The organism is Spirochaetota bacterium, assembly GCA_040756435.1.
In the GTDB taxonomy this organism is placed as follows: domain Bacteria; phylum Spirochaetota; class UBA4802; order UBA4802; family UB4802; genus UBA4802.
In genome coordinates this window covers 32,721-54,136 of sequence record JBFLZD010000017.1, presented here as the reverse complement: position 1 = coordinate 54,136, position 21,416 = coordinate 32,721, and the positions used below count along the sequence as shown (strand labels likewise).

At 38.0% G+C, this 21,416-nt stretch carries 16 protein-coding genes; 3 read left to right on the top strand and 13 right to left on the bottom strand.

Annotation, left to right across the window (positions count from 1 at the left end):
- Positions 1-23: 23 nt before the first annotated feature.
- The 3 genes from AB1444_06710 to AB1444_06700 all read right to left on the bottom strand — a co-directional run bounded on the left by AB1444_06710 (position 24) and on the right by AB1444_06700 (position 2,640).
- Entirely contained in the window at positions 24-497 is a 474-nt protein-coding gene (locus AB1444_06710) for a hypothetical protein (protein ID MEW6526341.1), read from the bottom strand.
- 128 nt (positions 498-625) lie between these two features.
- Complete coding sequence (locus AB1444_06705) at positions 626-1,096, bottom strand: hypothetical protein (protein MEW6526340.1); 471 nt, start codon at positions 1,094-1,096, stop codon at positions 626-628.
- The gene (locus AB1444_06700; GenBank protein MEW6526339.1) at positions 1,093-2,640 is read right to left on the bottom strand and encodes a hypothetical protein; all 1,548 of its coding nucleotides are present in this window, start codon (positions 2,638-2,640) and stop codon (positions 1,093-1,095) included. Before AB1444_06700 ends, AB1444_06705 begins: the two co-directional genes overlap by 4 nt.
- Before the next feature lie 752 nt (positions 2,641-3,392).
- Here AB1444_06700 and AB1444_06695 point away from each other — a divergent pair.
- Together AB1444_06695 and recG are read left to right on the top strand one after the other, a co-directional pair.
- Positions 3,393-3,707 (top strand): hypothetical protein, encoded by a 315-nt coding sequence (locus AB1444_06695; protein MEW6526338.1) that lies wholly within the window; start codon positions 3,393-3,395, stop codon positions 3,705-3,707.
- Positions 3,708-3,709: 2 nt separating this feature from the next.
- Complete coding sequence (gene recG, locus AB1444_06690; GenBank protein ID MEW6526337.1) at positions 3,710-5,794, top strand: ATP-dependent DNA helicase RecG; 2,085 nt, start codon at positions 3,710-3,712, stop codon at positions 5,792-5,794.
- Positions 5,795-5,799: 5 nt separating this feature from the next.
- On the opposite strand, the gene AB1444_06685 is transcribed toward recG, so the two are convergent.
- The 5 genes from AB1444_06685 to AB1444_06665 form a co-directional block, all read right to left on the bottom strand.
- On the bottom strand, positions 5,800-6,501 hold the full coding sequence (locus AB1444_06685; protein ID MEW6526336.1) for an SEC-C domain-containing protein: 702 nt from the start codon (positions 6,499-6,501) through the stop codon (positions 5,800-5,802).
- A 14-nt stretch (positions 6,502-6,515) separates the two neighbouring features.
- Positions 6,516-8,177, bottom strand: a complete 1,662-nt coding sequence (locus AB1444_06680; GenBank protein ID MEW6526335.1) for a hypothetical protein — start codon at positions 8,175-8,177, stop codon at positions 6,516-6,518.
- Between the two features lie 16 nt (positions 8,178-8,193).
- Positions 8,194-10,116: an ATP-dependent zinc metalloprotease FtsH gene (gene ftsH, locus AB1444_06675; GenBank protein MEW6526334.1), complete on the bottom strand. Its 1,923-nt coding sequence runs from the start codon at positions 10,114-10,116 to the stop codon at positions 8,194-8,196.
- Between the two features lie 154 nt (positions 10,117-10,270).
- Entirely contained in the window at positions 10,271-11,686 is a 1,416-nt protein-coding gene (tilS, locus tag AB1444_06670) for a tRNA lysidine(34) synthetase TilS (protein ID MEW6526333.1), read from the bottom strand.
- A gap of 98 nt (positions 11,687-11,784) precedes the next feature.
- Complete coding sequence (locus AB1444_06665) at positions 11,785-12,255, bottom strand: hypothetical protein (protein ID MEW6526332.1); 471 nt, start codon at positions 12,253-12,255, stop codon at positions 11,785-11,787.
- Between the two features lie 245 nt (positions 12,256-12,500).
- Here AB1444_06665 and AB1444_06660 point away from each other — a divergent pair, with 245 nt between their 5' ends.
- Positions 12,501-14,243, top strand: a complete 1,743-nt coding sequence (locus tag AB1444_06660) for a phospho-sugar mutase (GenBank protein MEW6526331.1) — start codon at positions 12,501-12,503, stop codon at positions 14,241-14,243.
- A gap of 139 nt (positions 14,244-14,382) precedes the next feature.
- Here AB1444_06660 and ybeY read toward each other — a convergent pair whose 3' ends face one another.
- From ybeY to glmM, 5 genes are all read right to left on the bottom strand, one after another.
- Positions 14,383-14,826 (bottom strand): rRNA maturation RNase YbeY, encoded by a 444-nt coding sequence (gene ybeY, locus AB1444_06655; GenBank protein ID MEW6526330.1) that lies wholly within the window; start codon positions 14,824-14,826, stop codon positions 14,383-14,385.
- On the bottom strand, positions 14,810-17,062 hold the full coding sequence (locus AB1444_06650; protein MEW6526329.1) for an HDIG domain-containing metalloprotein: 2,253 nt from the start codon (positions 17,060-17,062) through the stop codon (positions 14,810-14,812). Before AB1444_06650 ends, ybeY begins: the two co-directional genes overlap by 17 nt.
- 18 nt (positions 17,063-17,080) lie before the next feature.
- Complete coding sequence (locus AB1444_06645; GenBank protein MEW6526328.1) at positions 17,081-18,040, bottom strand: PhoH family protein; 960 nt, start codon at positions 18,038-18,040, stop codon at positions 17,081-17,083.
- Entirely contained in the window at positions 18,040-19,815 is a 1,776-nt protein-coding gene (gene aspS / locus AB1444_06640; GenBank protein ID MEW6526327.1) for an aspartate--tRNA ligase, read from the bottom strand. The genes AB1444_06645 and aspS overlap by 1 nt, the downstream gene beginning before the upstream one ends.
- 185 nt (positions 19,816-20,000) lie before the next feature.
- The gene (gene glmM / locus AB1444_06635) at positions 20,001-21,347 is read right to left on the bottom strand and encodes a phosphoglucosamine mutase (GenBank protein ID MEW6526326.1); all 1,347 of its coding nucleotides are present in this window, start codon (positions 21,345-21,347) and stop codon (positions 20,001-20,003) included.
- Positions 21,348-21,416 lie beyond the last annotated feature (69 nt).

Here is a 21,416-nt window from a genome sequence, read left to right as displayed (position 1 = left end):
TTCTAATATTTTCTAATATTAAATTATATATGTCCCAATAGTTTTGCTTTTTTTATTATTTCCGGGTGTGGTCCCCAATAAAATTGACAGCAAATAATTTCACCTTCTCTATAAACGCTAAATGTATAGCCTGAATAACGATAGTTATCGGTATAATCATCATCACCCATTTCATCAAGTATTTTTAAAAATTCACCTAATACATTATCCAAACAAAATGCAATTATTTTTGCTAACGACATCTTCCAAACTTTTTTTACATCCATAAAAAACTCGTATTCATCTTCATACAACACTAAATGCAAGCGTCTCCATTTAGTCCCTTTTTTCCTATATGAAAGCTGTTTAAAAGATTTTATATCAACTTTTTCCCATTGAACTGAAAAGCTTATCAGTGCCGAGATAAATGTACGCATTGACATATTATATTGTCTGGCGTATAATTTACATAACTCAAAATGTTCTAGCGATATACAGGTAGTTGTTTCAATATTCATACCATCCTCTCTAAGTATGTATTATTTTCATATTCACTTTATTTTTGGTTATTATATGCATCGTTTACTGGTTTAATGCTATCCCTTAACAAACACACTATAAGATATTTTTATAAGACATTTGGCTATTATTGAATATTAACCGAATACTGGGCTGTATTTGTTTTTTTGTCATTAACCATTATTACTTCGGTTACTGCATTTGTTTTTGTTTCAAAGTAAAAGTAGTTTGGTTTTGGCTGCAATATATTATTTACTTTTTTATATTCACCTTCTCGCTCATCAAGCACCCACTTTTCTATAACGATAAGGTGTGTGTTGGGCGATAGCTTTGCCTCAAAATATTTTTTCTGTGATTCCAGGCCTATAGTTGTTCTTCCTGCATCTATTTTATCAATAAACACTTTATAATAGCAGCGTTTATCATCATCAGGATTGGCAATACTAATATCACTTGCAATAAACCTGAAATTAACATTAACCTCAACAGGCGCAATAACCGGTTCAACCGGTGCCTCATATTTGGGAACTGATGTACAGGATATACAACTGATTGCTGCGGCCAAAACTACAATGATATATTTTTTAACTTTTCTCATGGCTTATCCCTGATTTCTATATGATATATACCATCATAGGCATCATTTAATGGCTTCACTATACAATACCCTTTCCCATCAATTATTTCATGTAAGGTTGCAGACTTCCCCTCTTTAACTTTTACTGTTTGTAAAATATATCCCAATGAATCCGTAACAGAGAATGACACAGGTATTTTTTCAGGTGCTGTAACAACAAAATACTTTTTTTGCCTTCCTTTATAGTGCAGTATAAAATAATCGGTATCTGCTTTCTTTGATACATAACTGTTTATTGCATTACCCGGTACGGTATTTGCCAGTTCTTTTGTATCATTGGGTTCAATATCAATCATGTCAGATATATTCACAGGAACTATCGCTAATGTATAATGATTATCAAGATCAAGCTGGCCACGTTTTGCCCACACCTTGACATAAAATGGTGTGCCAATAAAAATATTAGGATATAATTCTTTCTGGCCGGTACCTTCATTATTAACTGAGTAGAGTTCCTCGCCTTTTGTGTTGTATATTGCAAACAGTATATCCAGAGTCATGGGTGGTGTTACTTCAACACGGTACCATTTGTTTTCGGAACTATCGCCACTATAGTTATAGAAATCCACATCACTATCAGGATATATCCTTCCCATGATGGTATCAGTCACTACTGGTGTTGCCGACTGCATTATATTATTTGGTTCTATCTCGGTTGTATTATCATAACTACGTATGGTAATTATAAGGCTATACGGCACTTCATTGTTTGCAGCATAATTTTTTGAAGCAACCATAATATAATAGTTCCCTGCAGCTGATAAGCCAATACCCTTTGCTATCTGGCTTACCCCCTGCCCCTGCAGATTTGAAGAAAACAACACTGTACCCTGTGCATCAACAATATCAAGCTCTGCTTCAATGCCGATAACTCCTGTTACCTCAACATCACACACAACCGGAGCTTCATCAACGGAAAACGTAAACCAATCCTCTTCACGATTGGGATTTGCCGCATTGGTATTTGCTTTGTTAAATGCAGGCGAATAGTACCCACGTACTGGAACACCTATTGGTAACGGGTTTGCTGATAAGATTGTATCATTGGGCTCTGACTCAAAGCCCTCGGCATCCTCCTGATTGATTAACAGTGTATATGCATTTTCAGTATTTTTAATTCGCTGATCCTTATCCCCCTGTGAAATGGAAACATAGTATCTTCCCGGTTCAACTTTAAATCCACGCAAGCGCTCGGGTGCTGATTTACGCATATCATCAACATATTTCAATGGCACAATACCATCATCTGCTTTCCACACAGTAAAAGCAATATTCACACCCTTAATGGCGGAAATGCTGATGTCAAAGAGCACCGGTTCGGTAACATCTATCATATAAAAATCAAAATCACTTTCAGTATTAATAAAACCACTTACTGGCTTGCCAACATTTATAAGGTTTGCCTGCGTGTAGGTGTCATTAGGTTCAATTTCAAATATTGTTTCTTTTTTACAGCTACTTGCTGCTATCATACACACAAGAACAAGAAATACATATTTTTTCATATGCCATCCAATTAAAGATTGTTTTTGCTCCAATACATCACACAACGAAATATGTTATGAGAATACAAAAATAGTTACAACTACCTGCAACTATTGTAGATACATATGAAATAAGTGTTGCTGCAAATACGTTTGAAGTCAAGTATCATTTTTTATTGACTACAAATTTCTATTTAGATTTGACATTTTTATGTTTATTATCTTTATATTATTGTATAATTTTGGCGATAGCTACTGGAAAACTCTGGCTTTGTACGTATAAAGCTGGTACTTTTTTTACCGGTTATGTAAGCCATCATCACCCAATACACGGTTGCTAAAAAAGATGAAAAAAAATAATGTCATTTCAACAAGCCATTTATTCGGCTATTTTAAAAAGCCAGGCTCATGTCATTTCAACAAGCAAAACTCATCCTGTCATTCCGACGGCCAAAGTCCACTTTGTCATTTCGACGAACGAAGTGAGGAGAAATCTTACCATAAAAAGCAAAGATTTCTCGCTGCGCTCGAAATGACAACATCACTCAGCCTTTTCTACATGCAAAACTCACCCTGTCATTCCGACGGCCAAAGTACACTCTGTCATTTCAACGAACCAAACTCACTTTGTCATTTCAACGAACCAAACTCACTTTGTCATTTCGACGAACCAAACTCACTTTGTCATTTCGACGAACGAAGTGAGGAGAAATCTTATTCTACCCCTCTAACGTGGGAACAATTACATATTATTTATAAAGGAGAGTATCACAATGACAACAAAAGCAAAACTATATGTGTTTGGTACACTATTAGCAATTCTTTTATTGACAGGCGTTTATCTGTACTTTAAATATTTTTTCACGTACGAACAAAAGAATATCGTACAGCGAAAAATTGAAACAATAACCGGTCAAAATCTTACTATTACCGTATTTGGGTATGATGGCAGAATAATAAAGCGCTGGTATGGCGTTCAAAAGGTCACCACACCTAAAGACGGCCGCAACTATTCATTCTTCTACACCCGTGATGGAAAATATGTGCAGATACCTGCAAGTGTGTGGTATATTGCCGAAGAGGAGTAACCGTGCTTGACCAGAGCATTCAATACATAAAAGGGATTGGTCCCAAACGTGCTGAGCTCTTAAAGCAGGAACTGGGTATTGAAACCGTTGAGGATCTTCTTTACTTTTTACCAAGGAAATATATTGACCGTTCCAACACTAAATTAATCAAAGACTGTTTTGTTAATGATGTTGTGACCGTTACCGGAATTGTTAAGCAGGTAAAAATTTCAGGCCACCGTCGCAAATTCCTTGAAGTTGTTATTGACGATGGCAGTGATACATTATCAGGCGTTTTTTTTGGCGGCATTCAGTATTTCCTTAAACTTTTTGAAGTAGGCGACACAGTACTGTTTTCAGGCAAAGTGGATTATTACAGTACCAAGCAGATAGTCCATCCGGAGTATGATTTTATAGGCGATAGTTCTGATACATTACACACAGGCAGAATAGTGCCAATATACCCCTCAACAGAAACACTCAAATCACATGGATTTAACTCACGGGTTTTCAGAAAGATTATTTATAATGCTCTTGAATTGGCACAGCAACATATACAGGAACCCTTTGACAGTGAGATGGTTGAAAGGCTGAAACTTATGCCGCTTTCACTGGCTATCCAGCAGATTCACTTTCCCGTCACAATGGATGAAGCACATCAAGCACGTTTGCGACTGGCTTTTAATGAACTTTTTTTTCTACAATATTATTTACACCTCTCCCGCCACTATATCAGAGAAACACAGAAACATACAAAACCAGCAATGAATGATTCACTGTATAATGATTTTATCAAAACCCTGCCATTCAAACTTACTGATGATCAGATAAATGCTGTGCAGGAAATCATCAATGATTTACATGTAGATTTTCCCATGAACCGTTTGCTGCAGGGTGACGTTGGATCTGGCAAAACAGTAGTTTCTATGATTGCAAGCCTTGCTGTGGTAAGCCGTGGACAGCAAGTTGCCTTTATGGCACCAACGGAAATACTGGCACAACAGCATTATGCTACGTTTAAAAAGTTTTTACCAGAATCCGTTACTGTACAGCTTCTTACCGGTTCAACATCTGCTACCCAACGCAAAGAAACTCTTGCCGCCTTAAAAGACGGATCTCTTAATATCATCATTGGCACCCATGCACTGATTCAGAAAACAGTACAATTTGCAAACTTAGGATTCATTATTATTGATGAGCAACATCGCTTTGGTGTTAATCAGCGCGCAAGTCTCAGAACCAAAGGCTATATGCCAGATCTATTAGTCATGACAGCAACGCCTATTCCCCGGTCACTATCGCTTACACTGTATGGGGATCTGGATATATCAATAATCAAACAAAAGCCTGCAAACAGAATCCCTGTTACAACTCTTGCGTTTCCATCATCAAAACTGGAAGCTGTGTATCGTTCACTGGAAAAATATATGAATGAGGGCAGACAGATATATTATGTATTGCCATTAATAGAAGATTCAGAAAAATTGGATTTAAAATCCGCAACAGCAACCTACAAACAGCTTGTGAAGCGATTCCCAACAAAAACGATTGCTCTATTACATGGAAAGCTACCGAATGAAGAAAAAGAAAAAATTATGCAGCAATTTAATAATCACGCCATTGACCTTCTTGTCAGCACAACAGTTATTGAAGTTGGGATTGATGTTGCTAATGCATCTATCATTGTTATTGAACATGCTGAACGGTTTGGGCTTTCACAACTGCATCAGTTACGAGGCCGTGTTGGGCGTGGTGAATATAAATCTTTCTGTGTTTTGATTTATCCTGATGACATCCCTCAGGAAAGCATGCAGCGCATACAAATTTTAACATCAACCGATGATGGCTTTGTTATAGCTGAAGAAGATTTGAAAATGCGCGGGGCTGGTGAATTCATTGGCACCCGTCAGCATGGTCAGGGGATAGCGTTTGAATTTGCAGATCCCGTTAACGATTTTGAACTTATCAGTATAGCACGCCAAGAAGCTCAAAAGCAGGTGGAAAGATTACAAGATATTCCTGCACTTTTTGAAAATATTAAACGAACACAGGCTATGAATATACTGGAAGGTTTAAGAAAAAAACATATACTGGCATTGCTATCGTAAAAAGCTTATTTCCCACAACAATTTTTATATTTTTTGCCACTGCCACATGGGCATGGATCATTACGGCCTATCTCAGTCCCGGTTTGCTGCTGAATTGCCTCAATGATATTCTTATTATTCATTTTTTGCAAGTTAAATATTTTTGCATGTTCTTTCAATGCAATTTGTGTATCCCACATAACCCGCACAAAGCCCGTTAATTTTTTCAGGAAAGTTGTATCACTGGTAAAATCTTCCTGCGACCACTTTTCTTCCATGCTTATAATCAACGCTTTCAACAGATTAACATTGCCAATAAATATTGAATATATCTTATTCACTTTCTCGTTTTTCAGCATTTCATCTAATTGGCCTGTGGATAAATATTTTAAAAACGTTTCAGCACGCATGATGGAAGCATTCACATACGCTGTATATGATTCACGGGTTTTATTGTCAAAATCTGGTTGCTCAAGTTCACTATCGTCAAAGCGCTGTAAGCGTAACAGGTAAAACCACAACGACTCAATCTGATCTGCAACATCTTTATTTTCCAGCACTTCTTCATTAAAAAAATCTTTTATAAGTGACCGCAACGTAATACTTCCTGCTGAAGCCTGAACTCCCAGAATAGCAGCTTTGAGATTATATATGTCTACAGGCATATTATTCTTATCCAGAATCTTTTTAAGATTTTCATCACCTTTATACTGTTTAACTGTGAACATAGTAATCCTTTATCCTACTTAAATATTGTTCTATCAACAAAGCGATTGAAAATTAATACTTGTTTCTGATTATAAACCTGTAAGGCTTTTTGTTTTATGAATGATTTGCGATCTAACTTTTTTAATGTTTCTGGATTCAATGTTCCAAGATATGCATCAATCTTTGCAACAAACTCATCTATCTCAGAAAAATATTTTTTTGAAACCTGCCTGCGAATCAAATCAAGAGCATTAACGCTGTCAAATGGTAAATCACGGTTATTGACATTATTCTCAAACCATTCTAAAACAATTGCCTTTAAAAATTCATAGGGAACTAGCTTCTTGATTTTTTTGCCATCCCGTGAACTGAAACAGTACCCCTCGCCTGTCAATTGAATATCAGCTAAAAGCAAACGGAATATAGTGTGTGGCCCTAAATGATAATAAAACAGCCATTGGTCATTTTCAGGAATATCAAAATATTCAACACTTTCATGCAATATAGATACAATTTTTTTTTTGATAAACTCAATAAAATCTTCAACAATATCATATTTTTCTTTATCGATAGATAACTTTAATAAAGCCCTCCGTAATTCTGACTTAATCTGGTCATCGGTCAGCTGTGATTTTGTATAATAGACCATATATTCCAGATCTTCCTTTTCAATGTTCATTACATTTTCATCAACTGGTAGCATATATGGTTCACGAGTATTCCATGGCTTTGTACCTTTAACCGTAAATGGAATTGTACTGTGTTGGGTAATGTCCTGGGTTTGGGATTTATTTATAGGTCTTCCATATTGTTCATGGTTATTGTATTGATTGGAATCTAAAGCTTCTTCCAAACCAGTAGAGGAAGTTAACGGTGAAGATTGGTGTACATCCTGCTTAAAAGCTTCTGATTGATGTGTTGCAGATTCTGAGGTATCCAGTTCATTTATCAGACCTTGCACCGTATACGATTTATATTCATTAAATTGCAATTTGGAACGTATATCTACATCAGACAAATTATAATGATGGGAAAGCAATCCTAAATGATTAGCAATTAATTCCAGTAACATATCTGTTGCTTTACACAGGCTGTTTCCTTCAACAATAATATCATTAAGTACTGATGACAGCTGTTTACCACCATCAGCAAAGTTAAACACTGCTGATTGTTTTTCAAGCTCTGTCCAATCCTTTTTAACAATACTATTAAATGAACGCAATAACAGGTACATTTCTTTAAGTACAATAAAGTCAAGTCGGTTGTCGTCAGGATAATCATCAGGGAAATAAAGGGGGAAATCTTTGGTTGCTTTTCTTCTTAAATTTGCTTCATTTATTTCATTTAAAAATTTATCTGTAAGAATTTCAACATCTTCAACAATTTTAAATATTGAGTACGAAGATTTCTTTATTACAGGAACAACCTGTTCAGGAACCTCAGTTATATCCAACCGTGATCGTAAAAGCTTTGCCAGTTCAATGTGCCTGTGTATTCCGTTTGAAAGTCCACGCTTAAAAAACTTAACCACTTCTGATATATTTTTTTTATCAGGCAATGGTATATCATGTGATGTTTCATAGAGTTCACTATCAAGTATGTGTTCCGTAAATTGCTTTATATGTGCTTTCTGAACTGTATGATCCTTTTCACTATCGATATCCTGTAATAACCTGTCCAGTTCATCATCTATCATACAAACCCCAAACTCTTTATGTTGGAATCACTTCTTTATCATCCAGCAAAGGTTTTTGTGATGCTTTCTTTTTTATTTTTTCTAACTTGGGTTCTTCGTCAGGCTGTTGTGGATTTTCACCATTATGAATAGGCGGCAATGGTTCACCTTTCATCAAAAGCTCAATTTCCTGAGCATTCAGTGTTTCACGTTCTATGAGGTTTGTAGCAATCAACTCAAATTTGTCGCTGTTTTCTTCTATAAGCTTTATAGCCCTGTCCCTGCAGCTGGTGACGATATCATGAACTTCTTTATCAATAAGCTGTGCTGTTTCTTCACTGTAATCTCTGTGTTGAGCTATTTCGCGTGCCAGAAATATCTGTTCGGTTTTTTTACCAAATGCTAACGGGCCCAATATTTCACTCATTCCCCATTCACACACCATACGACGAGCAATATCAGTAGCACGTTCAATATCATTACTTGAACCCGTGGTAACCTGTCCAAACTTTATCTTTTCAGCAACATGGCCACCAAATAAAATAGTGATCTGATTGAGCCAGTATTCCCTGTTATGCAAATGGCGTTCTTCTTTGGGCAAATGCATGGTTAAGCCTAACGCCCTTCCACGAGGAATCACCGTTACTTTGTGCACAGGGTCAGCTCCGGTAAGTATACCCAGCAATGCATGACCTGCCTCATGATAGGCAATAACCTTCTTTTCTTCGGCAGAAATGAGGACCGACTTTCTTTCAGGACCCATCAATACTTTGTCCTTGGCGTCTTCCATCTCAAGCATGCTCACGCGCTTTTTATTACGCCGTGCAGCCAGGAGTGCAGCCTCATTAACAAGGTTTGCCAGATCTGCACCGGTAAATCCGGGAGTTCCACGAGCAATTACCTTTAAATCCACATCTTTTGCCAAAGGAATTTTACGGGTATGAACGGCTAATATCTTTTCTCTTCCCTTGATATCAGGTATGTCAACAACAACCTGGCGGTCAAAACGACCGGGCCTGAGCAACGCAGGGTCCAGTACATCAGGCCTGTTGGTAGCAGCAACAATAATAACACCTTCATTGGTTTCAAATCCATCCATCTCAACAAGAAGCTGATTCAACGTTTGTTCACGTTCATCATGCCCGCCACCAAGTCCAGCACCGCGAAGCCTTCCCACAGCATCTATTTCATCAATAAATATGATACAGGGAGCATTACGTTTTCCCTGATCAAACAGGTCACGTACTCGCGATGCACCTACCCCAACAAACATTTCAACAAAATCAGAACCGCTGATAGAAAAAAATGGTACACCAGCTTCACCAGCAACAGCTCGTGCAAGTAATGTTTTACCTGTACCAGGAGGCCCTACCAGAAGAACACCTTTAGGTATCTTTGCTCCAATGGTAATGAATTTCTTTGGGTCTTTTAAAAATTCAATGATTTCCTGAAGTTCCACTTTAGCTTCATCAACACCTGCCACATCAGCAAATGTTACTTTATTTTTTGTTTCCGGCTGTAGTTTTGCTCGCACTTTGCCAAAACTCATTGCCTTGTTTCCGGTGGACTGTATCTGGCGTATCATAAAAAACCAGATAAACCCAAAGAAAAGAAGCCATGGCAGAAAATTGAGTACACCTTTCCAGAAAAGATTATCATCAACTTCTTCACCTTTAATTTCAACCCGATTATTAATAAGTGTTTTTATTAAATCCGGATCCTGATACGGTATAACTGTTTCAAAAAGATAGACTTTATCACCTTTGGTAAAGGTACCTTCAATTTTTTTGCCATTAACTATCGTAACTGATTTAACTTTATTTTCATAAACTTTCTTTATGAAATCACTATATTGCAGCTGCTCAACTTTCTGAGTATTAATATCATTCATTCTGAATATGGCTATAGCAAGAAGCGCTATAAGCAAAAGCAGAGCAACCTGTTTAGCAGCTTTATTCATAGAATCTCCCGTGGTTAGCTGTTTTGATCAAGAAGTCATACATATAGTATAGTCTTTACTTACAAGATACTACAAATACAGAAATACTCAAATAAATTTATTGTACCCTATCCAATTTTAATAAATGAGCCGGATAAAAGTCATTTTATTTTAATCACGCTGTATTTGACACAGTATTGCTATGCCAGTAACGAATAACAAGCATTTTTTGACCTTTTTCCGGCAAAAAAGGAGGTGAAATTTCAGCTTTTAAAGCACCTGCAACATCAAACAATACAGCTGCTATCTGATTATTAATAACAATCAGTGGTACCATATTTTTTTGTTCCGGAGTAAGCTTATAATCAATATATAAGCGTTTCAGTGTCCGTCTTCCCGTTTTACGGGCAATGACATCGCCTGTTCGTTTGTTTCTGATAACAATATGGTCACATCCAGTATAGCGCAATACCAGCGTGCTGCTTTCAGGTGGTTGCACATCAATTGATTCAGCAACAGCGCATCCAACGGTAATACCAGCTTGTGTAACAGTAACCGTTTTGCCCACCGGAAGTTTATATTCATAGTTACTATCGCCCATACATAAAGACTTTGAAGAAAAAAGCAGAAACGAGGTGCCATTGCGATAGCGCCTGTATATGTAGATTCCTTTTCCTTCAAAAAGGGTAACATTCTTTTTCTTTGAGTAATGCGCACAATACAGCGCATCAAGAATATCTGAATTAACATATTTTTTGAGATAGTTACTGATAATATATGCACAGTAAAATTTATATATATATTCACTGTGTGCAATGGCATTTTCCTGCACCTGTATTAATCCGGGCTGCTCTTGAATAAATCCTGGATAAAGCGAATGCATCAGGTCAATGATGCTCCTGATTGCATCTTGTGCTTGTTTCTGAAGAGTAAGCAGTGCTTCATCAAATTGTGGAAACCGTTTTTGAATGACCGGGATTACACTGTGGCGTATATAATTTCTTAGATATGTAGTATCATCATTGGTATTGTCATGCCGATAAGACAGGTCATTATATTGTAGATATGAATACACTTCATCCTGTGACAACACCAGCAAAGGACGTATGATGGTTCCATATGCCAGCGCTATTGCTCCTAAACCCTGCAATCCAGTCCCCTGTACCATGCGCATAATCAGGGTTTCAACCTGATCATTTTTTGTATGCGCAGTTGCAATTTTAGTATAACCGTAGTGTTGTGCTATAAAGTGTAATCGTGTATAGCGGTGTTCTCGTGCTTGCTGCTCAAAACTTTTTCCAGGTTCTTTATGTTGCACAAAATCAAACCGTTCAATAAAAGCAGGGATTCCATACCGTGAAGCCTGATTCATAACAAAAAGAAGATCGCCAAATGATTCCTCACCCCGCATCTTATGATCAAGATGATAGATAGCAATGGTGCACCCAAGTTGCTCACGTATCACGTAGAGTATATGTAATAGTGCCATTGAATCCTTGCCAGCAGAAACTGATACCAGTACTCTATCACCATGCACAATAAGGTTATTATTCTGTATAAATGTATAAACTTTTTGTATAATGTTATTCATGCCGCAGGAGTTATAATAATAAAATAAAGGTATTTTTAGATAACCGATGATTTACCCATTATACATGATGTGTGGATTCTTTCAATATATTTTATATGTCATGCTTTCAGTGCTTCTTTTACTATTTCGGGGTGTGGTCCCCAATATAATTTATAATAAAATATATTTTCTTCCTCACCAATTTCAAATGCATAGCCTCTATAACGATAGTTATCGGCATAGTAATCTTCGTCTTCTTCTGCTTTTGTTAAAAATTGTAAAAAATCATATAATACATTATCCAAACAATACGCAATAACCAAAGCCAGCGACATCTTCCAGAGCTTTTTTACATCAAGGAAAAACTCATATTCATCATTATACAGTACTAAATGCAATCTCTTCCATTCACTACCCTTAGGCCTGTATTTTACCTGTTTAAAATAACCTACGTCAATATTTTTGCATTGTGCAGCAAAACTCACCAGTGCTGAAAGAAATGTACGCATTGACATGCCATGTTCTTCTGCATAGTGACGTACTACACCAAGGTGGTATAGTGAAATACAGGTAGTAGTTTCAATGTCCATACGTTTTCCTCTCAAAGTAATTATTTTATTTATGGGCACATCAAAAATACGCTTTCATCATTGTAAAAAGTAATAAAAGAATTGCAAGCATAAAATAATGATTGTCATTATACATTTAAACAACACTATTGTACTATAAAGAATGTATAACCTCTTTATTAATCAATTATTACGGTGTTGCATTTGCAGGTATAATAGTTTATAATTTGTTAAAAAATACCACATAAGATTGGGAGATAGTTACTATGGACATCACCATTCAAAAACGAATAGAACAATGGCAAAATCCACCATTTGACACCAACACTATACATGAGATCAAACAACTTGTTGCACAAAATAATGAAAAAGAACTGTACGAACGCTTTTACACCACACTTGAGTTTGGTACAGGCGGACTTCGTGGGATTATTGGTGCAGGCACCAACCGAATGAACATTTACACTGTTGGTATGGCAACGCAGGGCCTGGCAAACTACATTGTCCACAAAGGGAATGCTCAAAAAGGCGTTGTTATAGCGTATGATTCACGCAGGATGTCAGATGTATTCTCAAAGGAAGCAGCTTCAATATTAGCGGGCAATGGTATTAAAGTATATCTTTTCAAGGATATCATGCCCACACCAATCTGTTCATTTGCAATACGCCATTACAATGCTACAGCAGGTATTGTTATCACAGCCAGCCACAACCCACCCGAATATAATGGATACAAAGTATACTGGGAGGACGGCGGTCAGGTTGTCCCACCACAGGACAAAGAAATAATCAATGAAGTTTCAAAAATACAGGATATCGCACAAATTAAGAAAATGAATTTTGATAAAGCGATAGTTAATGGCATTATAACCTTAGTTGGAGATGAAATCATTGAAATCTATGCCCAGAAACTTTCGCAGGTACGATTCAAATCCGATGAACTATCGCCCATACATATTGTTTACACGCCACTACATGGAACTGGTTACCGTATTGTGCCGCATATACTGAAAATATCCGGTTTCCCTAATGTTCATAATGTTGAAAAACAGGCAATCCCTGATGGCAATTTCCCCACTGTCCAATCACCCAATCCTGAAGAACCTGAGGCGCTAACACAGGCCATAGAACTTGCACAAAAAATAAATGCGGATATAGTGCTGGCAACTGACCCCGATGCTGATCGCATGGGTGTAGCTTTCAAAGATGACAACGGGCAGTACATGCTCATTAATGGAAATCAGATAGGTAGCATGCTTTTATATTATATGCTGTTACGGTTGCAACAGCTAAACAAGCTACCAAAAAATGGATTTGTTGTAAAAACAATAGTTACCACTGACCTTCAACAGGAGATAGCTGACCATTTCAATGTTACTATTGAAAATGTCCTCACTGGATTTAAATGGATTGCAAAAAAGATGAAGGATTATGAAGGCTCACATATTTTTATTTTTGGTGGCGAAGAAAGCTATGGGTATCTACCTCTTGATTTTGTGCGGGACAAGGATGCGGTGAGTTCCTGCTACTTCTTTGCCGAAATGGCGCACTGGCTTCATTCACACAATAAAACGCTGAAAGACTTTTTATATGAAATATACGCTCAGTTTGGCTATTACAACGAAAAGCTTGTCTCGCTTACACTTAAAGGAGTTGAAGGCATTCAAAAGATAGAATCCATCATGAAACATTTCCGAAGCAATCCACCAAAACAATTGGCTGGAACCGCTGTTACTGCAATTCTTGACGTCAAACAGAGAACGCTTACTGATGTAACGAGCGGCACCACAACAACAGTGGATTTGCCTGCATCAGACGTATTGCAGTTCACATTAGACAATGGCTCAAAGGTAACCATGCGCCCTTCAGGTACCGAACCCAAAATCAAGTTTTATTTTAGCTCACATAAAAAGGGAAAAGACATCAAACAACTGGAAGAAGAAGTAATCCGGTATAATGAAACGTTAGCAAGTGAATTATTGAGTACAATTGAATCTATTATTAAATAGCAACAAAGCATTATGCAAGCCGTGCATTGGAAAGGTCACTGCACTGTGTCAAAGTGTAGTAATCTCAACTTCACAAAAGAGATTGCCTGGTTTTTCTTGTAATGGGTAAGGGGTATTATGAACCAGGTATGATTCTTCTTTAGATAGTTTGCATAATCTCTTTTTCCTTTTTTTGCATTTTTCTTTTTTTGTATGATGACTTTTCATGGTCATATCCCAATAGATGCAGCACTCCATGTATCAGTAATCTCTTTAATTCTTCTTTCAGGGGCACTCCATATTCTATAGCCTGCCTTTGGGCAGTCTCCAGCGAAATGAAAATGTCGCCTAAATGTTCTTTTGTGGTTACATGTGGCATGGGTGCTTCACGGTAGGCAAAGGATATGACATCAGTAGGGCCTTTCTTTTTACGGTAGGTTTTATTAATATGAGCTATCGCCTCATCATTAGTGATAATGAGTGTAACAACGACATTATCAACTTCCTGACTCTTTACAACAGCAGCTATAATTTTTTTACAAAATGCAGGAAAGTCCCGGGGCATTGTGACGTGCTCACGTTCAACATTAACCTTGATTGCCATTGGATGATTTTTTCTCCAATCGATTTATTGCTTCCTTTGTGGGATATTCAATGCGTGAATGGAATATGCCCTGTAATACCTGTACAAATGCATTCTGAATTTTGTTTAATTCATTCAGGTTAATATCGGCCCTTTCTAAGTCACCTTCATTCAGCCGATTATAGATTATTCGTTTTACCAGTGTTTCTAATTTTTCCAGTGTTGGCTCCTGTATTGAACGTGATGCAGCCTCAATTGCATCCGCCAGCATGACAATGGCTGTTTCACGAGTATGTGGTTTTGGGCCAGGGTACTGGAAATCGCTTTTCTTTATGTTGTTACCGTTAGTACTGCCTTCTTCAAGTGCCTGATGGTAAAAATATGTCATCACTGTCTGTCCGTGATGCTCACGGATAAAATCAATAACCATTTCCGGTAGATTATTCTTCCGTGCCAGCTCAACGCCCTTTTCAACATGTGAAATAATTAACCTGCAATATTCAAGGGCTGACATATCTTTGGCACGTGGGTCGGTAACCTTATTTTCAATATAAAAATTTGCGTCCTGAATTTTTCCTATATCATGGTAATACCCGCCAACGCGTGCCAGCAAGGCGTTGGCACCAACCTCCTTACATGCAGATTCAGCAAGTGTTGCCACCATCAGTGAATGATTATACGTACCAGGTGCCTTGATAAGCATCTCTTTAAATATTGGTGCATTGAGGTCCGATAGCTCCAGCAACTTAAACTTTGTTGTGACACCAAACATGTTTTCATATACCGGAAACACACCAAACACAATTATTGCATTAATGATACCTGCTATAAAAGCCAATCCAACATTATTTGCAATGATACCAAATTGCATTTCCTGCATCAAACCAACTGCAATAACTATCACCAGATTAATAAGCCCTAAGGTAACACCACCCCTCAGAAAGTCAGAACGACGTTCAACATCACCAACAACGAAAACACCCGATAATGCAGAACTAAAAGCCAATAATAATGTCGTAAAATCACCCTTCATACTTACCGTAACAAAGAACACAATATACACACCAATCAACATGGCAATGTGCATGTTATACATGATTGCAAGTACCATGGTAACCAGGGGAATAGGTAAAAGAAGCGGGAAGAATAAACCCTCAAATGCCCTTCCCTGCCACCGGGCAACAAAAAAGGCAATAACAATAAAAGCCATCACTAGCGTAAACACTATCAAGGGCATTTTATTATCAACAACCAGGTTGCTGTAATAGGTGATGAGGAAATAGCCAAATATGACTAAAAATCCCAACTGGATAAGAAGCAGCCCTATAATAAAACTTGAACCAGAAAAGTGGGCATTCTTGTTTATAATATTTATCTTTTGCAACATATCCTCTGTTATGGTATCACCTTCACGGGCTATGGACTGGCCTTTCTTTATCACACGGGTAACAGGTTTTACAGATTGAACAGCTTCAGCTATTCTTCTTTTAGTTTCTTCCTCATTATAAAAAAGATTTGGCTGTAATAAACTGATAATAACAGAATTTACTGCATATAACGCGTCATTGGATGGTTTGTTAAGAACCTCCCTGCTTATGACCGGCACTAACGATTGTATTTTTTTCATGTCCATGAGTGCATCAACATTGATCTGTTTTTCTTTTAATTCTGCAGCATTCCCTACTACCCTCACAATAACATGGTTTGACTGTAATTTTAATGGATTGGTATATGGCTTCTCCAGAATACCATTATTATATACTTGTAATAGAATCTTATTCATGTCCCGATGCAGAAGCTGTTCATCATATTGCAACAATCCCATTAACACCTTATCTGAATACTGCAGATAATCAGGCAGCATTGTCCTCAGTAACAACACCTGCTTTGAAGGACTGGTGTCAGACATTTGCTCTTTAACTTTAATAACTGCCTCACACAGCATATTGCTAATTTTAAGCTTATCTTCAACAATGGATTCATTGAGGTCAAAGATGGCAGGCATTGCTTCGGCAATACGGTTTTTTTCAATTTCAGTTTCTATTGATACAGGATATTCTATGGTCATAGGTGCACGAATATCCTCACGTGCAATATCCCCAGCCTGATAACTATATGTGGCACCTATTCTGTTTAATGTGAGAAGTGCAGTAGCGGATAGTATAACTATCAATGTATAAATAAAAGAGGCTTTCAGGCTTTTTTTCTTGAAAGCAAACTGTATGCCTCTTTTAAAAACCATAAATGAATTTAACATATAGGTAACCGGATTGTATTATTCAGCATGTTGTTCATACGCTGCAATAATTTTTTCAACTATTGGATGCCGGCAAATGTCCTCTTTTAAGAATTCAATGAAGGTAATCTCTTCAATACCATGAAGAATTTTTTGTGCAGCAAGTAAACCGGATTGTCGTGGTTTTTCCAGATCTATCTGAGTAATATCACCGGATATAACCATCTTTGAATTGTTACCCAGACGTGTTAAAAACATCTTCATCTGTGATGACGTGGTGTTCTGTGCTTCATCAAGTATAATGAAAGCTTTATTGAGTGTACGTCCGCGCATATAGGCTAATGGTGCAATCTCAATTATCCCTTTTTCCATATATTTGGAAATTCTTTCATACGGAAGAATATCAAACAGGGCATCATACAGCGGTCTTAAATAGGGATTAATCTTCTGAATAAAATCACCAGGCAGGTACCCCAAGCTTTCACCTGCTTCAACAGCAGGCCGTGTTAAAATGATGCGCTCCACTCTGCCCGTTAACAAAAACTTTACACCTACAGCTACCGCTAAATATGTTTTCCCTGTCCCGGCTGGCCCAATGGAGATAGTGATGGGGCTTTTATGGATTGCCGACATGTAATTTGCCTGATTGATAGTTTTGGGTACAATGGTTTTTCCTGTTTCAGGGATAACAATCTTCAATCTGTTGATTTCATCAGCATCTACTTTAATCCCCTGATTAATGGAAAGTGCCAGGTAGCGTATATCAAAATCATCAAACTCATAGAGAGAATCACGCATATATAAATAATCACCCATCAGGTGCAAAAGCTGTAATGCCTTAGCGGCATTATCACCGGAAGCTTCAACTATCAGGGTATTGCCACGGGGGATTATTTTAACATCAAGAAGCTTTTCAATTGCTTTGATATTCTTATCTTTATACCCACATATACGTTTATAAATGGATATATCGTCAATTTCAAATTTTGTATCTACCATTATAATTCAACCACCTTGATAGATAGCTCTTTTAACTGCTGTGCACTCACAGGCGAAGGAGCTTCACTCATGAGGCATTGTCCTTTCTGCGTTTTGGGGAATGCTATCACATCCCGTATAGAATTGCGCTTTAATAGCAGCATCAGAATCCTGTCCAACCCTAATGCAATACCACCATGAGGTGGCGCACCATATTTTAATGCATCCAGTAAAAATGAAAACTTTATTTTTGCCTCTTCCTCAGAAATACCAAGGATGCCAAACATCTTTTTCTGTAATGGCATACGGTTAATTCGGATAGAACCGCCACCAATTTCAACACCATTGAGCACAACATCATAAGCCTGAGCCTTGATTGCTTGTGTTGTTTGTGGAGTAATAGCATCAAGCATTGGCTCGCACTCAGGTTTTGGCGCTGTAAACGGATGATGCATTGCATAGTAACGGCCTTCCTCAACATCATACTCAAGAAGTGGGAAATCAACCACCCACAGAAAGTTGAGTTTATTTTCGTCAATGAGATTAAGCTGCTGTGCAATCTTGATACGCAGATTGCCCAGTGCATCATTAACTATCTTTGGCTTATCACAGGAAAAAATAATGAGTGAATTGGAATTGAGTTTTAACCTGTCAACAAGCTTTTGCTTTTCACTATCGCTTAAAAATTTTGCTATCCCTGTTTCAAAAGCACTCCCTGTATAACGCACACTTGGCAGTCCCATGGCTTTAAACGTGCGCACATAATTAATGTATTCTTCAATCATTGCACGTGAAATTTTGCCTTCATCGTTAATAACTATTGCCTTAATGATGCCACCATTTCCCAGTGCCGCTTTAAAAACATTAAATGACGAATCGGTAAAGATATCACTTACATCCGCCAGTTCTAAGCCAAAACGTGTGTCAGGGGCATCCTTGCCATAGCGCTGCATTACTTCATCATACGTGAATACCGGAAATGGAGTTTCAATTTCTTTACCCAGTACATCTCTAACGATCTCTTTCAAAAGCCCTTCAATAATATTCATAATCATGTGAGGATTGACAAATGACATTTCTAAGTCCACCTGAGTAAATTCAGGCTGACGGTCATTGCGTAAATCCTCATCACGGAAACATTTGGCAATCTGAAAATAGCGGTCAAAACCTGAAATCATCAAAATCTGTTTGAACAACTGTGGCGATTGCGGCAGTGCATAAAACATTCCACGATTTATGCGGCTTGGAACAAGAAAATCACGTGCACCTTCAGGTGTGGACTTATTCAGTATTGGCGTTTCAACTTCAATAAACCGGTTATCAGTAAGATAATGCCGTATTGTCTGCATAACCTTATGGCGTACTATAATAGCTTCCTGCATATCAGCCCTGCGAAGATCTAAATAACGGTACTTTAACCGTACCTCTTCGTTCAGGTTAGTATAAGTATCAATGGGGAATGGTGTCACTTCCGATTCTGATAAAATGGCAATATCCTTTCCAATAACCTCTATCATACCAGTTTTTAGATTGGGATTGACTGTTTCCTCAGAACGCTTTGCAACCTCACCGGTTACAAAAATACAGTACTCATTTTTCACTTTATCAGCTTTTTCATACGCGGTACTATTCTTTGATGCATCAAATACAACCTGTACAATTCCTGTCACGTCCCTCATCTCGATAAATATAATGCCACCTAAATCACGCTTGGTATCAACCCAGCCTGAAAGGTTTACCACTTTCCCTACATCATTACGTGTCAATTCACCACAATAGCTTCGTTGTTCAAACATTACCCTAACCCAATAGAAAATAATATAGCAACATACCAGAATCAATATAAAAATTCAAAAAAATATGCAATTTTGCTCCCGGCACAAAGCACATTACCTCACGCCGGGCACTGTAACCAATAATTTGATTTCGATAGTATTACGAAGGCAGGCTTATTTTTGTCAAGTAATTATATGCATGTATGTTATTTCATTGTTTTAAACGTATTGACAATGGCTTCACACTGTTTTTTTGACTTCCCTTCAGCGATGATTCTGAATATTGGCTCCGTATTGGAAGGACGCAAATGTACCCAGCCACCGTGAAACACATCATGGTGCACAAAATCTATGCGTATGCCATCAAGAGTGTTAATAACTTCATCTGCATATTGTTCTTTAATTTTTTGGGCGATAGTTCCGGTATCAAATCCACTGTCAATAGTCATGGTATCCTTGTGCATGTAATACGCAGGCAGCTTTGCTACAATCTGTGATATTGGCTCTTTTCTGTGTGCCATTAGCTCCAGGCAATACCCAATACCCACCAGGCTATCCCTACCGTAATGGACCTCAGGTGAAATAACACCACCGTTCCCTTCGCCACCAATCACTGCCCTGTATTTTTTCATTGCTTCAACCACATGTATCTCGCCAACCTTTGAACGATACACCGGTGCGCCAAAACGGGATGCAACATCCTCAATTGCTTTCGTTGTGGACATATTTACCACTACCGGCCCTTTCTTCCTTGCAAGACATCGCATGGCAGCCAGCGTTACGGTAAGCTCCTCGCCAATGGGATTCCCTTTTTCATTAACTATCGCCAACCTGTCCGCATCCGGATCCTGCGCAAAGCCAATATCAGCCGTATGCTTTTGTACAGCACTAGATAACGCTTTTAAATTTTTTGCAACAGGTTCTGCCCCCCGGGGAAATGTACCGGTAGTCATATCACAATGAATGGGAATTACCCTGCATCCCAATTGCTTCAACAGTTTTTGAGTAATGAGTGAACCGGCACCATTAACTGAATCAAGTACCACCGTGAATTTTCTTTTTTTGATAGCGGCAACGTCTATGGCAGCAAGTACTTTTTCAATATGGATGTCTGCCGCAGAACTATCGCACATAACAGGCTTTATGGCATTCCATTTGGCACCAAAAGGCACAATGGTATCAACCAGTGACAGAAACGTATTCATCTCTTCAGGACCAAAGAAGCTGCCCGTTGCATTGATGAGCTTGAAAGCATTCCACTGTATGGGATTATGTGATGCAGAAATAACCACACCACCTTTTGCTTTAGTGTGCTCAACCATAATTTGCACCGTGGGCGTTGGCACCACACCAATATCAATGACCTGACAGCCACATAATGACAGCACACTCTCAAAACACTGTGCAATCTCTTTCCCGGTAATGCGCGAGTCACGGCCAACTATAACTTTACCACAACGTATGTGACTGGCAAATGCCATTGCAACTCTGGTAATCAAATCAGGCGTAAAAGATTCTCCAACCACACCGCGGATGCCCGAAATACTTTTCATTAAGCTCATCATAAACCTCTTTATACACTACATACCTGCATCATTAATATAACACATATTTGCACCTGT

Bases quoted from the DNA above. Each gene is read 5' to 3' on its own strand.
- AB1444_06705 (MEW6526340.1), bottom strand. From the start codon at position 1,096: ATGAGAAAAGTTAAAAAATATATCATTGTAGTTTTGGCCGCAGCAATC.
- ftsH (MEW6526334.1), bottom strand. From the start codon at position 10,116: ATGAATAAAGCTGCTAAACAGGTTGCTCTGCTTTTGCTTATAGCGCTT.
- AB1444_06665 (MEW6526332.1), bottom strand. From the start codon at position 12,255: ATGGACATTGAAACTACTACCTGTATTTCACTATACCACCTTGGTGTA.
- AB1444_06660 (MEW6526331.1), top strand. From the start codon at position 12,501: ATGGACATCACCATTCAAAAACGAATAGAACAATGGCAAAATCCACCA.
- AB1444_06695 (MEW6526338.1), top strand. From the start codon at position 3,393: ATGACAACAAAAGCAAAACTATATGTGTTTGGTACACTATTAGCAATT.
- AB1444_06710 (MEW6526341.1), bottom strand. From the start codon at position 497: ATGAATATTGAAACAACTACCTGTATATCGCTAGAACATTTTGAGTTA.
- aspS (MEW6526327.1), bottom strand. From the start codon at position 19,815: ATGTTTGAACAACGAAGCTATTGTGGTGAATTGACACGTAATGATGTA.
- glmM (MEW6526326.1), bottom strand. From the start codon at position 21,347: ATGAAAAGTATTTCGGGCATCCGCGGTGTGGTTGGAGAATCTTTTACG.
- AB1444_06645 (MEW6526328.1), bottom strand. From the start codon at position 18,040: ATGGTAGATACAAAATTTGAAATTGACGATATATCCATTTATAAACGT.
- tilS (MEW6526333.1), bottom strand. From the start codon at position 11,686: ATGAATAACATTATACAAAAAGTTTATACATTTATACAGAATAATAAC.
- AB1444_06680 (MEW6526335.1), bottom strand. From the start codon at position 8,177: ATGATAGATGATGAACTGGACAGGTTATTACAGGATATCGATAGTGAA.
- AB1444_06685 (MEW6526336.1), bottom strand. From the start codon at position 6,501: ATGTTCACAGTTAAACAGTATAAAGGTGATGAAAATCTTAAAAAGATT.
- AB1444_06650 (MEW6526329.1), bottom strand. From the start codon at position 17,062: ATGTTAAATTCATTTATGGTTTTTAAAAGAGGCATACAGTTTGCTTTC.
- AB1444_06700 (MEW6526339.1), bottom strand. From the start codon at position 2,640: ATGAAAAAATATGTATTTCTTGTTCTTGTGTGTATGATAGCAGCAAGT.
- ybeY (MEW6526330.1), bottom strand. From the start codon at position 14,826: ATGGCAATCAAGGTTAATGTTGAACGTGAGCACGTCACAATGCCCCGG.